Origin of the sequence: Acetobacter papayae (assembly GCF_047721125.1) — a bacterium.
In the GTDB taxonomy this organism is placed as follows: domain Bacteria; phylum Pseudomonadota; class Alphaproteobacteria; order Acetobacterales; family Acetobacteraceae; genus Acetobacter; species Acetobacter papayae.
Genome location: NZ_JBDNWF010000003.1, coordinates 26,209 through 40,998, shown reverse-complemented (window position 1 = coordinate 40,998; position 14,790 = coordinate 26,209). Strand labels below are relative to the sequence as shown.

Here is a 14,790-nt window from a genome sequence, read left to right as displayed (position 1 = left end):
GCAGGGTCATGAGTGTAAGCGGGACGGCGGTCGTTTTTGGTGGCGGCGGTTTTGTCGGGCAGTATGTCGTGCAGTTTCTGGCGCAGGCTGGCTACATGGTGCGCGTGGCCAGCCGCAGGCCGGACCGTGGTGCGCTGCTGCGGCCTCTGGGGCGTGTGGGGCAGGTGGCGCCGTTCTATGCCAGCGTGCGGGATGAGCAATCCGTGGCCTGCGTGGTGCGTGGGGCGGATGTGGTGATCAATCTTGCGGCGGTGTTGGGTTCATCGGGCGGGCAGACACTTCATGCGGTCAATGTGGAGGGGGCGGGGCGTGTGGCTCGCCTAGCCGCGCAGGCGGGTGTGGCGCGTTTCGTGCATATGTCCGCCCTTGGGTGCGGGCCGGAAGATAATGCGCCATCCGCTTACGGGCGCAGTCGGGCGGAGGGTGAAAATGCCGTCAAACAGTACCGGCCCGATGCCGCCATTGTGCGCCCGTCCGTGATTTTTGGGCCTGAGGATCGTTTTTTCAATCTGTTCGCCACGTTGGCGCGCTACCTGCCTGTTTTGCCGGTTTATGAACCCGATACGCGGGTGCAGCCTGTTTATGTGGGCGATGTGGCAGAGGTGGTGGGTAGGCTTGCCACGCAGGATGGTTACGTGGCCCGGAGCTGGCCGCTGGGTGGGCCACAGGTTATGTCCATGCGCGAGATTGCACGGCTGGTGCTGAAAGAAACTGGGCGCGACAAATCCCTGCTGCATGTGCCGTTGTCTCTCGCCCGGCTTCAGGCTTGGGTTTTGGAAAAACTGCCGGGCAAGCTGCTAACGCGCGACCAGTTGCTCATGCTCTCGCGTGATACGGTCATGCCCGCGAACGAATCGGGGTTTGAGCCGTTCGGGCTGGTGCCGCGCAGTGTGGCCTCCTGTGTGCCGTTTTATCTGGAGCGCTACCGGGCTGGGGGTGGTCGCGCGGGTATTTTTGTTCCCGAGCGGTGATGCTGGGTGCCTTTTAGGGTAAAGATGTGTGATTTTTCTGCAGAAAACTGCCAGAAAACACAAAAAGGACAGCAATGCTGTCTTTTTATTGCCTGCAGGAACGGGCAGGGTGCGCGTCGCTTGATTTAAGGGGCGAGGTCTGTCTGGCGCGCCCTGTCGTCCGGGGATTGCGCATGACAAACAAGATGCTGAAATTTGTCTCCGTTCAGCAGAGACAGCCGGAGAAACGCACGGCCGAAGATCGCCGCGCGGATTTTGACGAAATCTATACGGATTTCGTGCCTGCCGGTGCCGTGGAACAGTCCAGCCGCTGCTCGCAGTGCGGCGTGCCGTTCTGCTCGGTTCACTGCCCGCTGGGGAACAACATTCCCGACTGGCTGATGCTCACCGCTCAGGGGCGGCTGGAGGAAGCCTATGGCGTGTCCTCCGCCACCAACAGTTTTCCTGAAATCTGTGGCCGTATCTGCCCGCAGGACAGGCTGTGCGAAGGCAACTGCGTGATCGAACCGGGGTTCGAGAGCGTGACCATTGGTGCCGTTGAGCGCTACATCACCGATACAGCTTTTGAAAACGGCTGGGTGCGCCCGACCCGTCCTTTCGCGGAGCGTGAGGAATCGGTGGGTATCGTTGGCGCAGGCCCTGCCGGGCTTGCCGCGGCCGAGCGCCTGCGTGCTGCTGGTTTTCAGGTGCATGTCTATGACCGTTACGACCGCGTAGGCGGTCTGCTGGTCTATGGTATTCCCGGCTTCAAGCTCGAAAAGCATATCGTGGCCCGCCGTCATGACCTGCTGGTGGAAAGCGGCGTTACGTTCCACCTCGGTCAGGGGATTGGTAGCGGGGAAGGCGAACTGTCGTTCGACGCCCTGCGTGCGCGCCACAATGCCGTGCTGATTGCCACGGGTGTTTACAAGTCGCGCGAAATCGGTGGCCCCGGTGCAGGTCTGGCCGGGATCGAGCGCGCGCTTGATTACCTGACTGCTTCCAACCGTCGCTCGCTGGGCGATACCCTGCCGGATGACGCGCAGGCGCTGGATGCCAACGGCAAGAACGTGGTGGTGCTGGGTGGTGGCGATACCGCCATGGACTGCGTGCGCACCGCCATCCGTCAGGGTGCCAAATCCGTGCGCTGCCTCTACCGGCGCGACAAGGCGAACATGCCCGGCTCCGCCCGTGAAGTGAAAAACGCCGAGGAAGAAGGCGTGCAGTTCGAATGGCTGGCCGCTCCCGAGGCGTTCGTGGGCGATGGTCATGTTACGGGTGTGCGCGCCACGCGCATGAAGCTGGGTCTGCCTGATGCCTCGGGCCGTCAGTCCGTAGAAGCGCTTGAAGGTTCTTCCTTCACGCTTGAGGCCGATCTGGTCATCAAGGCGCTGGGGTTTGATCCCGAGCCGCTGCCCCAGCTCTGGGCGCAGCCGGGGCTTGAGGTTTCGCGCTGGGGCACGCTCAAGGTTGGCCAGCAGGATTTCCAGACCACGGTGCCCGGCGTTTTTGCCGCGGGCGATATCGTGCGCGGTGCCAGTCTTGTGGTGTGGGCCATCAAGGACGGGCGTGAGGCTGCCGACAGCATTCAGCAGTGGATTGAAGCAAACAATACGGCACCCGCCGCGCAGGAGCAGGGTTGATGACGATGGAACAGGTTCCGAACATGGAAAGCGGCGCGGAGTTCCTGAACGCGTGGGACGCCAACGTAACAGCGCTGGACGGGCTGTACGACCCGGCTGATGAGCGCGATTCCTGCGGTGTGGGCCTTATTGCTGCTCTCGACGGCCAGCGCCGTCGCGAGGTGGTGGAAGCCGGTATCGCAGCCCTGAAGGCCATCTGGCACCGTGGCGCTGTCGATGCCGACGGCAAGACGGGCGATGGCGCTGGTATTCACGTTGAAATTCCGCAGGCGTTCTTTGCCGATGCCATCCGCCGTACGGGTGATAGCCCGGACAAGGGGCCGATTGCGGTGGGGCAGGTCTTTCTGCCCAAGACCGATATGAGCGCGCAGGAACAGTGCCGCCAGATTATCGAAACCGAAATTCTGGCTCTGGGTTACGGCATTTACGGCTGGCGTCAGGTGCCGATTGACACGGCCTGCATTGGTGAGAAAGCCAATGCGACCCGGCCTGAAATCGAACAGATCCTGATCCGCAACCTGCCTTGCCGGGATGAGGAAACGTTCGAGCGCGACCTGTACGTGATCCGTCGGCGTATCGAAAAGGCGGCTATCGCAGCACAGGTTGACCTGTATATCTGCTCGCTCTCATGCCGCTCCCTTATCTATAAGGGCATGTTCCTGGCCGAGCATCTGACGGAATTCTATCCTGATCTGCTCGACGAGCGGTTTATCAGCCGTTTTGCCATCTATCATCAGCGCTATTCGACCAACACCTTCCCGACATGGAAGCTGGCGCAGCCTTTCCGCCGTCTGGCGCATAATGGTGAAATCAACACCATTTCGGGTAACGTCAACTGGATGAAAAGCCATGAGACGCGGCTTTCTCACCCCGATCTTGATCCGTGGATGAACGATATCAAGCCGCTGGTGCAGGCTGGTGGCTCCGATACCGCGACACTGGACAACGTGTTTGAACTGCTGACCTTTGCCGGGCGTGATGCGCCTGCTGCCAAGGCCCTGATGATCCCGGCCAGCGTGGGGGGTAACTCCTCCATGAAGCAGGCGCATCGGGATATGTTCACCTACTGCAACGCGGTTATGGAACCGTGGGACGGTCCGGCCGCTCTGTGCGCCACCGATGGGCGCTGGATCGTTGCGGGGCTTGACCGTTCCGGCCTGCGTCCGCTGCGCTACACCATTACCACCGACAATCTGCTGATCGTGGGTTCGGAAACCGGTATGGTGCGCGTGCCTGATAACGCCATTGTCAGCCGTGGCCGCCTTGGCCCGGGCGAGATGATTGGCGTGGATCTGGACGAGGCACGGCTGTACGGCAATGCCGAACTGCTCGATGTGCTGTCCGAACGTCAGGATTTCTCGGACTGGATCAAGCGCACGCAAAAGGTCGGGCATCTGGTTCGTTCCGATGTGACGGAGCCCGCGCATTATACGGGCGACGAACTGCGCCGCCGCCAGCTTGCGGTTGGCACTACGCTTGAGGAACTGGAAGCTATTCTCCACCCGATGGTGGAAGATGCGAGCGAAGCCATCGGCTCCATGGGTGATGATACGCCTCTGGCCGTTCTGTCCTCACGCTATCGCGGGCTGTCGCATTATTTCCGCCAGATGTTCAGCCAGGTGACCAACCCGCCTATCGATTCCCTGCGTGAATCGGGTGTCATGAGCCTCGTGACGCGGCTGGGCAATCTGGGCAACATTCTCGACCAGTCGGCCGAGCAGTGCGCCATGCTGCAACTGCCCAGCCCGGTGCTGACTTCGGGTGAATATGAAGCCCTGCGCGCGTTCTGTAAGGACGCGGGCTGTGTGATCGACTGCACCTTCCCCGCTGCCGATGGCGAGGCCGGCCTGCGTGAAGCCATTGCCCGTATTCGCCGTGAGGCCGAGGAAGGCGTGCGCCGTGGCTGCACCCATGTGTTCCTGACGGATGAGGACCAGTCCGCCGAACGCGCTTCCATTCCCATGATTCTGGCTACGGCGGCGGTGCATACGCATCTGGTGCGCACCTCGCTGCGTACGTTTACCTCGCTGAACGTACGCACGGCCACGGCGCTGGATGTGCATGCCATTGCGGTGACGATCGGGGTCGGTGCGACCACGGTCAACCCGTATCTGGCGCAGGAAAGCATTGCCGAGCGGCACCGTCGGGGCCTGTTTGGCGAGCGTAGCCTGCGTGAGTGCATGGAGCGTTATCGTAAGGCGGTGGACAAGGGTCTGCTCAAGATCATGTCCAAGATGGGTATTTCCATCGTGGCGTCGTATCGTGGCGGCTGCAATTTCGAGGCCGTGGGCCTGTCCCGTGCGCTGGCGGCGGAGTTCTTCCCCGGCATGCCCTCGCGCGTTTCCGGTATTGGCCTGTCGGGCATTGCCCGCAAGGTGCTGGGTCTGCACAAGCAGGCGTGGTCGGCGGCTTCCGCTCTGACCCTGCCGGTGGGCGGGCTGTACAAGATGCGTCGCACCGGGGAGCAGCATGCGTTCGACGGCGGGGTGATCCACATGCTCCAGACCGCCGTAGCAACCGACAGCTTCACCACCTACAAGCGTTATGCCGATGCCGTGCGCGCACAGCCTCCCGTGGCGCTGCGTGACCTGCTCGACTTCCGTGAAGGGCGCACGCCCATTCCGGTGGAAGAGGTCGAAAGCATTACGCAGCTGCGTAAGCGCCTGATCTCGCCCGCCATTTCTCTGGGTGCGCTCAGTCCCGAAGCGCATGAGACGCTCTCTATCGCCATGAACCGTATCGGTGCGAAATCCGATTCCGGTGAGGGTGGTGAAGATCCGGCACGCGCCAAGCCGCGCCCCAATGGTGACAATGCCTCCTCTGCCATCAAGCAGGTGGCATCGGGCCGTTTTGGTGTGACCGCGCAGTATCTCAATGATTGCCGCGAGCTTGAAATCAAGGTGGCGCAGGGTGCCAAGCCGGGTGAAGGCGGGCAGTTGCCGGGCTTCAAGGTTACGGAGCTGATCGCCAAGCTGCGTCATGCAACGCCGGGTGTGACCCTTATTTCGCCCCCGCCGCATCATGATATCTACTCGATCGAAGATCTGGCGCAGCTCATCTACGATCTCAAGCAGATCAACCCGGATGCGACAGTAACCGTCAAGCTGGTGGCGCGCTCGGGTATCGGCACCATTGCGGCAGGTGTGGCCAAGGCCAAGGCCGATGCTATCCTGATTTCCGGCCATTGCGGTGGCACGGGGGCCAGCCCGGTCAGCTCCATCAAATATGCGGGTCTGCCGTGGGAGCTAGGTCTGGCGGAAACGCATCAGGTGCTCATGCTCAACCGTCTACGTCACCGTGTGCGCCTGCGTGCGGATGGCGGGATCAAGACCGGGCGTGATGTGGTGATTGCCGCCATGCTGGGTGCCGAGGAATTCGGTATCGGCACGGCCAGCCTTGTGGCCATGGGCTGCATTATGGTGCGTCAGTGCCATTCCAACACATGCCCGGTGGGCGTGTGTTCGCAGGACCCGGCCATGCGCGCCAAGTTTGAAGGCACGCCGGAGAAGGTGATCAACCTGTTCTCCTTCATTGCCGAAGATGTGCGCAACATTCTGGCATCGCTCGGCTTCCGTACCCTCAATGAGGTGATCGGGCGCACGGATCTGCTGCATCAGGTTTCACGTGGCACGGATGATCTGGATGATCTGGATCTGAACTCCCTGCTGTCTCAGGCGGACCCCGGCCCGTATGCGCGCTACTGCACGCTTGAAGGCCGTAACGAGGTGCCCGATACGCTTGACGCGCAGATGATTGGCGATGCCCAGCCGCTGTTCTCGCATGGCGAGAAAATGCAGCTGCATTACAATGTGCAGAACACGCAGCGCGCCATTGGCACGCGTATGTCTTCGCTGATCGTGCGTCAGTTCGGCATGGCAACGCTGGCACCGGGTCACCTGACGGTGCGCCTGCGCGGGTCTGCCGGGCAGTCGCTCGGGGCGTTTGCGGTGCAGGGGCTCAAGCTCGAAGTCATTGGCGATGCCAACGATTACGTGGGCAAGGGGCTTTCGGGGGCTACCATTACGGTGCGTCCGTCCGTGTCCTCCACGCTGGTGTCCAACCAGAACGCCATTATCGGCAACACGGTGCTGTATGGCGCAACGGCGGGTGAGCTGTATGCGGCCGGGCAGGCGGGTGAGCGCTTTGCGGTGCGTAACTCGGGGGCTGTGGCCGTGGTGGAAGGCTGCGGGTCGAACGGGTGCGAATACATGACCGGCGGCACCGTTGTGGTGCTGGGTGATGTGGGCGACAATTTCGGCGCAGGCTTTACCGGCGGCATGGCTTTCGTGCTGGATGAGCACAATACCTTCGACAAGCGCATCAACCCCGAATCCCTGATCTGGACACGGGTTGTCGATCCGAAATGGGCCGATACTCTCAAGCGGCTGGTTGAACGCCACGTGGAAGAAACCGATTCTGCCTATGCGGCCATGCTGCTGCACAAGTGGGAAGAGGTTCTGCCGCGCTTCTGGCAGATCGTACCCACCGATTACGCCAAGGTGATTGGTTTTTCCGTTCCCGAAGTGGCGCTGGAAAAAACGGCCTGATCCCTTTGCGAACAGGTGAATGAACGATAGCGGGCGAAGGGGCTTCCTCTTCGCCCGCTTCGTATTTGGGGGGCGGTATTGGGGCGCTGCGTGCCGCACCCGGCAAGTGCTCTCGCCTCGGGCAAATTTGCAGGTTAGAGTGGGGGTATGGAACAGACCAAGTCATCCCCCCATTTCATGTCTTCCCTGCGGCGTGCCGCACCCTCCTGCGGTGCTGCCGCCTATTCCTCCGAGGTGGAACAGGCTGCCGCCGATATACAGGCGAGCCTGCCGCGCTGGGATCTTTCCGCCCTGTATGCGGGGATGGACGACCCCAAGCTTGAGGCCGATCTGACGCAGGCTGCCGAGCAGGCGCGGGCGTTCAGCGGGCATTATCAGGGGAAACTTGCCGCCCTGTCCGGCGCGCAACTGGCCGAAGCCCTCGAAACATTCGAGGCGGTGGAAGAAAAGCTGGGCCGTGCTGGCTCTTATTCTTCCTTGCTGTTTGCCGCGGATTCGTCGGATGCCGCCATCAGCCGTTTCAGCCAGTCCATGAATGAACGGCTGACCACGATCGCAGCGGACCTGCTGTTTTTCGGCCTTGAGCTGAACCGGCTGGAAGAGGGCGACCTTGCTCAAAAGCTGAAAGACCCCGCACTGGCGCGCTGGCAGCCTTACCTGCGCGATGTGCGGATGTATCGTGAGCACCAGCTTTCCGATGAAGTGGAAAAGGTCTTTCTGGAAAAATCCGTCACAGGGGCTCAGGCTTGGTGCCGCCTGTTTGACGAGACAATTGCAGCCCTGCGTGTCACGCTGGATGGTCGCGAGATGACGGTGGGCGAGGCGCTCAACCGCCTGTCCTCCCCCGAGCGCGCCGTGCGCGAGCAGGCGGGCAAGGCCGTGGGCGAGGTTTTTGGCACCAATCTGCGGCTGTTCTCGCTCATTACCAACACGCTGGCCAAGGACAAGTCCATTGCCGATGGGCTGCGGCATTACGCCCGGCCCACCTCGTCGCGCAATCTGTCCAATATGGTGGAAGATGAGGTGGTGGATGCGCTGGTTTCAGCCGTAAAGACTGATTACCCCCGCCTTTCGCACCGCTACTATGCACTCAAGGCCCGCTGGATGGGGCTGGAAAAGCTTGAGCACTGGGACCGTAACGCCCCCCTACCGGGTAGTGACGAGCGTGCTATTCCTTGGGCCGAGGCCAAGGACATCGTGCAAAAGGCCTATGACGGATTTGATCCGCGTCTGGGCAGCATTATCAGCACCTTCCTGAGCAATCCGTGGATTGACGTGCCACCCGCGCCCGGAAAATCGCCCGGTGCGTTTGCACACCCCACCGTGCCTTCGGCGCATCCTTATATCCTGCTGAATTATCACGAGCGTATTCGTGATGTCATGACGCTGGCCCATGAACTTGGGCACGGGGTGCATCAGGTTCTGGCCGCGCGGCAGGGGTATCTGATGTCCGATACGCCGCTGACACTGGCGGAAACCGCCAGCGTGTTTGGCGAGATGCTGACCTTCCGCTCCCTGCTGGATGCTGAAACCGACCCCCAGCGCCGTCGGCTGCTGCTGGCCGGCAAGGTGGAGGACATGCTGAATACCGTGGTGCGGCAGATTGCCTTTTATGATTTCGAAACCCGTGTGCATGACGAGCGCCGTAGCGGCGAATTGCTGCCCGAGCGTATTGGTGAAATCTGGCGTGCGGTGCAGACGGAAAGCCTCGGTCCGGTATTTAACTTCACGCCGGATTACGATGTGTTCTGGGCGTATATTCCACATTTCATTCATTCGCCGTTCTATGTGTATGCCTATGCGTTTGGCGACTGTCTGGTGAACGCGCTCTATCGTGTTTACAGCGAAGGCGCTCCGGGCTTTGCTGATAAATACCTTGCCATGCTCGAGGCCGGCGGCACGCTACGCCACCGTGAGCTTCTGGCTCCCTTCGGGCTGGATGCATCGGACCCGGCTTTCTGGCGCAAGGGGCTGGATGTGATTTCCGGCTTTATTGACGAACTGGAGCGGGACTGAGCATGGCGCGCGATCTCGATAATTCCGGGGTTTTTGGCGAATTCCGGCGCATGGTGCAGACCACGGGTACCGTGGGTGGCATTGCGGCCCGGCTGGCCGGGCATAAAATTGGCCTGTACAGCGGGGGTGCCGCCCATGCGGAAGACCTCAAAACGGTTCTGGGCGGGCTGAAAGGCCCGCTGATGAAGGCGGCCCAGCTTCTGGCCACCATCCCCGGTGCCCTGCCTGAGGACTATGCCGAAGAACTGGCTGAGCTTCAGTCCAATGCACCGCCCATGGGCTGGAATTTTGTCCGCCGCCGTATGACAGCGGAACTGGGGCCGGGCTGGGAAAAACACTTCCGCTCCTTCGGGCGCGAGGCATCGGCTGCCGCCAGTCTGGGGCAGGTGCATCAGGCCGTGCTGGCCGATGGCCGCCGCGTGGCCTGCAAGCTGCAATATCCCGACATGAATACCGCCGTGGAGGCCGATCTGCGGCAGTTCCGCATGGCTATCGGGGTTTACCACAAGCTTGATAACGCTATCCGTCAGGATGATGTGGTGGAGGAGCTGAGCGAGCGCCTGCGTGAAGAACTCGACTACCGTCGCGAAGCCGCGAACATGCGGCTGTATCACGCCATACTGGCTGACTGCCCCGAGATTACGGTGCCACGTCCGGTTGATGAGCTATGCACCCGCCGTCTGCTGACCATGGAATGGGTGCAGGGCGAAAGTCTGGGCACAGCCATCAAGGCGGGTATGGATGAAGAGCGAAAAAAATCCATTGCCCGTGCGCTGTTCCGGGCTTGGTATGTGCCGCTTTACCAGTACGGCGTGGTGCATGGTGACCCGCATATGGGCAACTTTACGGTGCGGGAGGATGGCGGGCTGAACCTGCTTGATTTCGGCGCGATTCGTATTTTCAAGCGGAGTTTCATCAAGGGGAATATCGACCTCTACACGGCGTTGAAAACGGGCGATATCGACCTTGCCGCCCATGCGTATGAAGCATGGGGCTTCAAGGATCTAACGCGCGAGAAGGTGGAGGTGCTCAATGAATGGGCGGGTCTGCTGTTCACACCGCTGATGGATGACCGCGAACGCTCCATTCAGGAAGACAACGCTCCCGCCCATGGGCGCGAGGTTCTGGGCCGGGTGCATGAAAGCCTGCAGAAAGTAGGCGGTGTGCGCCTGCCGCGTGAATTCGTGCTGGTGGATCGCTCGGCTATCGGGCTGGGCTCGGTGTTCATGCGCCTGAAGGTGAAAATGAACTGGAATGCACTGTTCCACGAAATTGTGGACGGGTTTGATGAAAAGGCATTGGCCGAACGGCAGGCCAGAATGCTGGAACTGGCGCGTTTTCCGGCTGACGCGCAGCCCGCTCTATAAAAAAAGGCCACTGCTCTGTTGGGAGCAGCGGCCTTTTCAGGCGTTGGCTTATCAGTAAGCCTGATAGTTCGCGCGCTTGAGATGAACCTTGTTGTAGTCGAGCTGGTCCTTGTCGAGCTGGAAGCCGATTTCGAAACGGTAGTCGGAATCGATGTTCTTGGGGACAATCGGCAGATCGACGCTGACAACCTTGGTATCGGTCTGGAAATTGGACAGATTGGGCGGGAAGGTCAGTGTGTGGTGGAACACATGCTTGTTCACGATCTTGTCGCCATGCAGCACAGCTACGAACCAGGGCAGGGACAGCGTGCTGGCTGTTGAGGCGGGGCCGCGTTCGACGCTGATTCGGAGCACGATTCGGGTCTTGAGGTCTTTCGGCCCGGCGGCGAGGCAGTCGCCCTGCAGCTTGGTAATGCTGGCGCGTGCGATCAGATCACGGAAATTCGTGCTATTATTGGCATAAAGATAATAGTCCGCCGCCTCGGATGGGATATGCGTAATCGGGCATGCGGGCGGAAACACCATGGACTTGTCATCCTGGTTGCCGCACCCGGCGAGCGTTGTCAGCATGGCCAGAGCAGCCCCGCCGGTGGCCGCGATGCGGGGCAGGGAATGGCGCATGGGCGTGAGATCATGAAACATGAGGACAGTCCGGCGTTACAGGAAAACAGGAAAAACAGGCTGGAAAACACTGGTCATATGAAGGCCGCATGCCTGCGTAGGTGCTTTTCGGGGTAAATATGCCGCAAAACGGGTTGCATCCCTTGCGTCCTTTGCGTAGGCCACACCTGCTGTTACCTTTTCTGGTTCCGGGCATAGCCGGTTTTCAATATGCTTCTTCATAGCCAGCTCTCTTCTATACAGTCCGCGGCAACTTTGGGGAACACCATGCCCGATCAAACTGAAATCAAAGCCGCTCCTCAGGGTTCGGATGCCCTGCAGGGCCGCTCTCTCAAGGTTCTTCTGGCTGGGCCGCGTGGCTTCTGCGCCGGGGTGGATCGTGCCATCCGTGTTGTGGAGGAAGCCATCCGCCGTTACGGCGCGCCGGTCTATGTCCGCCATGAGATCGTGCATAATCGTACCGTCGTGGAGGAACTGGAAGCTCAGGGTGCCATTTTTGTCGAAGAACTCGATGAAGTGCCGGCAGACGGCCATGTCGTGTTCTCGGCTCATGGCGTGCCCAAGACGGTTCCTGTCGAGGCCGAACGCCGCAACCTGCTGTATCTAGATGCAACCTGCCCGCTGGTGTCCAAGGTGCACCGCGAGGCTGAGCGCCATTATGCCGCAGGTGGGCCGGATAGCCGCCATATCCTGATGATCGGGCATGCGGGCCACCCCGAGGTGGTTGGCACCATGGGGCAGCTTCCGCCCGGCGCCATGACGCTGATCAACGATGCGGAAGAAGCCCGCACCGTTCAGCCTGAAGACCCCGCGCGGCTTGCCTTCATCACCCAGACCACGCTTTCGGTGGATGATACGGCTGAAATTGTCGATATCCTGCGTACGCGCTTTCCCCTGATCGAAGGCCCCAAGCGTGAGGATATCTGCTACGCCACCACCAACCGTCAGGAAGCGGTGAAGGATATCGCGCCTGAATGCGATCTGGTGATCGTGATCGGCTCGCCCAATTCCTCCAACTCCCAGCGCCTGCGTGAAGTGGCGGAGCGTTCGGGGGCCGGGCGCGCACTGCTGGTGCCTCGTCTGGATTCTCTGGATTGGTCGGTGCTGGAAGGCGTGAGCACGCTGGGGATTACGGCGGGTGCATCCGCGCCAGAAGCGCTGGTGCAGGAAATGCTGGCCGAAATGGCCAAGCGTTACACCCTGTGCATCGAGGAACGGATCGTGAAGGAGGAAAACGTCACTTTCCGTCTTCCTGCTCCGCTGGGCTAAAGGGTGGTTCATGGCCGTCTATACGGACATTGGGGATGAAGACCTGCGTGCGTTTCTGGAAGGTTTTTCCATAGGCACGCTGGTCTCGTTCCGAGGTATTGCCGAAGGGGTTGAGAACAGTAATTTCCATCTGCGTACGACAGAAGGCGATTTCATTCTCACCCTGTACGAAAAACGTGTGAATGCCGCGGAACTGCCGTGGTTTCTGGGGTTGATGCAGCATCTGGCGCGCGAGGGGGTAACCTGCCCGCAGCCCGTGGCTGACCAGCAGGGGCGCACGCTACTGGAACTGGCGGGGCGGCCTGCCGCCATTACCACCTTCCTGCCCGGCGTATGGCCCCGCAGCGTGCGCAGCGAGCATTGCCGCCCGCTGGGCCGCGCCATGGCGCGGCTGCATCTGGCTGGGCGGTCCTATACGCCTGAACGGGCCAACAGCCTTGGGCCAGATGCATGGGCCGGCCTGCTGCAAAGCTGCCGCCCCGCAGCGCAGACCGCATTCCCCGGTCTGGCGGCGGAGCTTGATGCCGCTCTGGCCGCGACACTGCCTGCATGGCCGGGCCACGGGCAAACGCCCGCTTTGCCGCGCGGGCAGATTCATGCCGACCTGTTTCCTGACAACGTGTTCTTTCTCAACCACGACCTGTCCGGGCTGATCGACTTCTATTTCGCCTGCACCGATTTTCTGGCCTATGACATCGCCATCTGCCTGAACGCTTGGTGCTTTGAGCAGAGCGGGGCGTTTAACATTACCTTCGCGCGGCAGATTATGCTGGGGTATGAGGAAGTGCGCCCGCTTGAAACGGCTGAGCGTAACGCCATGCCGGTGCTGGCACGTGGTGCTGCACTACGTTTCCTGCTGACCCGGCTATATGACTGGCTGAACACACCTGACGGAGCGCTGGTTACTCCCAAGGACCCGATGGACTATGTCCGCCGGTTGCGCTTTCACATGGCGACGGAGACTGCCAGTGGCTACGGATTCTGATCCCTCAGCCCTTATGCCGCAAGGGGAGGCTGCTGCCTCTGAACAGTCTGCCACAATGGTGGTTGAAATCTGGACAGATGGCGGCTGCAAGCCAAACCCCGGCCCCGGTGGCTGGGGTGTTCTGCTGCGCTGCAAGGGCAAGGAACGTGAACTCTCAGGCGGTGAGACGGCAACCACCAATAACCGCATGGAGCTGACAGCCGCTGCCGAGGCGCTTGAAGCACTCAAGCGCCCGTGCGTTGTCAGCCTGCATACCGATAGCGAATATGTTCGTAACGGCATTACGCGCTGGCATACGGGCTGGGTGCGGCGCAACTGGCGCAACGCCTCGGGCGACCCGGTTGCCAATATGGATCTGTGGCGCCGGTTGCTGGATGCCGCCAAGCCGCATGATGTTTCGTGGCACTGGGTTAAGGGCCATTCCGGCGTGCCGGAAAACGAGCGGGTGGACCAGCTCGCCACCGAAGCCCGGATCAAGATCGAAGAGACGCTTTGATGGGAGCCAGCCCGTAGGGGCTGGTTGCCTCAGGGTTGGCTGTCGGACTGGGCAAGGTCGATATAGTCCTGCGGGGCGCCCTGTGCGCCTGCCGCAGGCTGGCCAATAACACGCACATAAATCCGCGTTGAGGGAATACCGCTGTTCATCAGCACGCTGCGCGCGGCCAGACCGCGCAGCAGCGCCATGCGCCGTGGCAGGGACGGGTCGTTGGGTGCCCCTGAGCTATAGGCCATGACAATGGCACGGACATTCGGCTTATCGGCCAAGGACTGCCCGTATGTCAGAATAGCCTGATGCGTGGCCGGATTCAGTTCGTCAGACCCTGGAGCAAAGGTGATGCGCACCCCACCAGCAATAGGGGTGGCCGTACCCGTGGCCGTGACCACCACAGTGGGCTGCGGTGGAATGGGGAAGGGGTGCAGGGCGATTTCCGGCGTGGGGGTCAGAACCGGCGGCGGGGGCGGTGCCGCGGGAATGGTTGCCGCCGGGGGCGGGTGCCCCGGCGTATGGGTGGCTGCAGGCGTTGGGGCAGTCGTTGCCGTGGTTGCACCTGTGCCTGAGGTCACTGGCGGTGTTGTGGAAGCCTGAGTTGTGGCCTCGGTTTCGTGAGTATTGGTTTCCTGCGCGGGCTTGTGCGCCGCTGCGTGGGACTGGCTCTTTTCGCGCGTTGTGGTCGTGTTTGCCCGTTTGGCTGGGGCGGCTGGTCTGGCCTTTTCCGGGGCCGAGCCGAGCTGGTCCAGCGCGGAATTGCTGGTGACGATCTGCGCCTGCGCACCCTGAAGGGACAGCAGGGTTGCGGCACAGAACAGGGAAAACCGGCGGGAAAGAGAGAACACGTTTTGCATTGTCGCGCAGAATAGCCCACAAAATGAAAAGGGTGAACTGGGCAAAAT

At 61.2% G+C, this 14,790-nt stretch carries 10 protein-coding genes; 8 read left to right on the top strand and 2 right to left on the bottom strand.

Translation table 11 applies throughout. The features are described from left to right. The first annotated feature begins 8 nt into the window (after positions 1-8). The 5 genes from ABF757_RS01770 (at position 9) to ABF757_RS01750 (ending at position 10,523) form a co-directional block, all read left to right on the top strand. Positions 9-971 (top strand): complex I NDUFA9 subunit family protein, encoded by a 963-nt coding sequence (locus ABF757_RS01770; protein ID WP_415480686.1) that lies wholly within the window; start codon positions 9-11, stop codon positions 969-971. Positions 972-1,144: 173 nt separating this feature from the next. Further along, positions 1,145-2,593: an NAD(P)-dependent oxidoreductase gene (locus ABF757_RS01765; RefSeq protein ID WP_415480685.1), complete on the top strand. Its 1,449-nt coding sequence runs from the start codon at positions 1,145-1,147 to the stop codon at positions 2,591-2,593. Next, the gene (gltB, locus tag ABF757_RS01760) at positions 2,593-7,140 is read left to right on the top strand and encodes a glutamate synthase large subunit (protein WP_415480684.1); all 4,548 of its coding nucleotides are present in this window, start codon (positions 2,593-2,595) and stop codon (positions 7,138-7,140) included. Before ABF757_RS01765 ends, gltB begins: the two co-directional genes overlap by 1 nt. Positions 7,141-7,287: 147 nt before the next feature. Beyond that, a complete protein-coding gene (locus tag ABF757_RS01755) occupies positions 7,288-9,156 on the top strand; it encodes a M3 family oligoendopeptidase (RefSeq protein ID WP_415480683.1) in 1,869 nt (622 codons plus the stop codon). Between the two features lie 2 nt (positions 9,157-9,158). Then, positions 9,159-10,523, top strand: a complete 1,365-nt coding sequence (locus ABF757_RS01750; protein WP_415480682.1) for an ABC1 kinase family protein — start codon at positions 9,159-9,161, stop codon at positions 10,521-10,523. Between the two features lie 51 nt (positions 10,524-10,574). On the opposite strand, the gene ABF757_RS01745 is transcribed toward ABF757_RS01750, so the two are convergent. Further along, positions 10,575-11,165 (bottom strand): hypothetical protein, encoded by a 591-nt coding sequence (locus ABF757_RS01745; protein WP_025860277.1) that lies wholly within the window; start codon positions 11,163-11,165, stop codon positions 10,575-10,577. A 246-nt stretch (positions 11,166-11,411) separates the two neighbouring features. Between ABF757_RS01745 and ispH the strand changes: the two genes are divergently transcribed. The 3 genes from ispH to rnhA are packed head-to-tail and all read left to right on the top strand — an operon-like array spanning position 11,412 to position 13,894. Beyond that, positions 11,412-12,413 (top strand): 4-hydroxy-3-methylbut-2-enyl diphosphate reductase, encoded by a 1,002-nt coding sequence (gene ispH, locus ABF757_RS01740; RefSeq protein WP_415480681.1) that lies wholly within the window; start codon positions 11,412-11,414, stop codon positions 12,411-12,413. A 10-nt stretch (positions 12,414-12,423) separates the two neighbouring features. Next, the gene (locus ABF757_RS01735; RefSeq protein WP_415480680.1) at positions 12,424-13,398 is read left to right on the top strand and encodes a homoserine kinase; all 975 of its coding nucleotides are present in this window, start codon (positions 12,424-12,426) and stop codon (positions 13,396-13,398) included. A gap of 13 nt (positions 13,399-13,411) precedes the next feature. Beyond that, positions 13,412-13,894, top strand: a complete 483-nt coding sequence (rnhA, locus tag ABF757_RS01730) for a ribonuclease HI (protein WP_415480752.1) — start codon at positions 13,412-13,414, stop codon at positions 13,892-13,894. Between the two features lie 29 nt (positions 13,895-13,923). On the opposite strand, the gene ABF757_RS01725 is transcribed toward rnhA, so the two are convergent. After that, on the bottom strand, positions 13,924-14,742 hold the full coding sequence (locus ABF757_RS01725; protein WP_415480679.1) for an OmpA family protein: 819 nt from the start codon (positions 14,740-14,742) through the stop codon (positions 13,924-13,926). Positions 14,743-14,790: the final 48 nt, after the last annotated feature.

Excerpts from the sequence above, each read along its gene's own strand:
- ABF757_RS01750 (WP_415480682.1), top strand. The coding sequence starts at position 9,159 with ATGGCGCGCGATCTCGATAATTCCGGGGTTTTTGGCGAATTCCGGCGC.
- rnhA (WP_415480752.1), top strand. The coding sequence starts at position 13,412 with ATGCCGCAAGGGGAGGCTGCTGCCTCTGAACAGTCTGCCACAATGGTG.
- gltB (WP_415480684.1), top strand. The coding sequence starts at position 2,593 with ATGACGATGGAACAGGTTCCGAACATGGAAAGCGGCGCGGAGTTCCTG.
- ABF757_RS01745 (WP_025860277.1), bottom strand. The coding sequence starts at position 11,165 with ATGTTTCATGATCTCACGCCCATGCGCCATTCCCTGCCCCGCATCGCG.
- ABF757_RS01725 (WP_415480679.1), bottom strand. The coding sequence starts at position 14,742 with ATGCAAAACGTGTTCTCTCTTTCCCGCCGGTTTTCCCTGTTCTGTGCC.
- ABF757_RS01765 (WP_415480685.1), top strand. The coding sequence starts at position 1,145 with ATGACAAACAAGATGCTGAAATTTGTCTCCGTTCAGCAGAGACAGCCG.
- ispH (WP_415480681.1), top strand. The coding sequence starts at position 11,412 with ATGCCCGATCAAACTGAAATCAAAGCCGCTCCTCAGGGTTCGGATGCC.
- ABF757_RS01770 (WP_415480686.1), top strand. The coding sequence starts at position 9 with ATGAGTGTAAGCGGGACGGCGGTCGTTTTTGGTGGCGGCGGTTTTGTC.
- ABF757_RS01755 (WP_415480683.1), top strand. The coding sequence starts at position 7,288 with ATGGAACAGACCAAGTCATCCCCCCATTTCATGTCTTCCCTGCGGCGT.
- ABF757_RS01735 (WP_415480680.1), top strand. The coding sequence starts at position 12,424 with ATGGCCGTCTATACGGACATTGGGGATGAAGACCTGCGTGCGTTTCTG.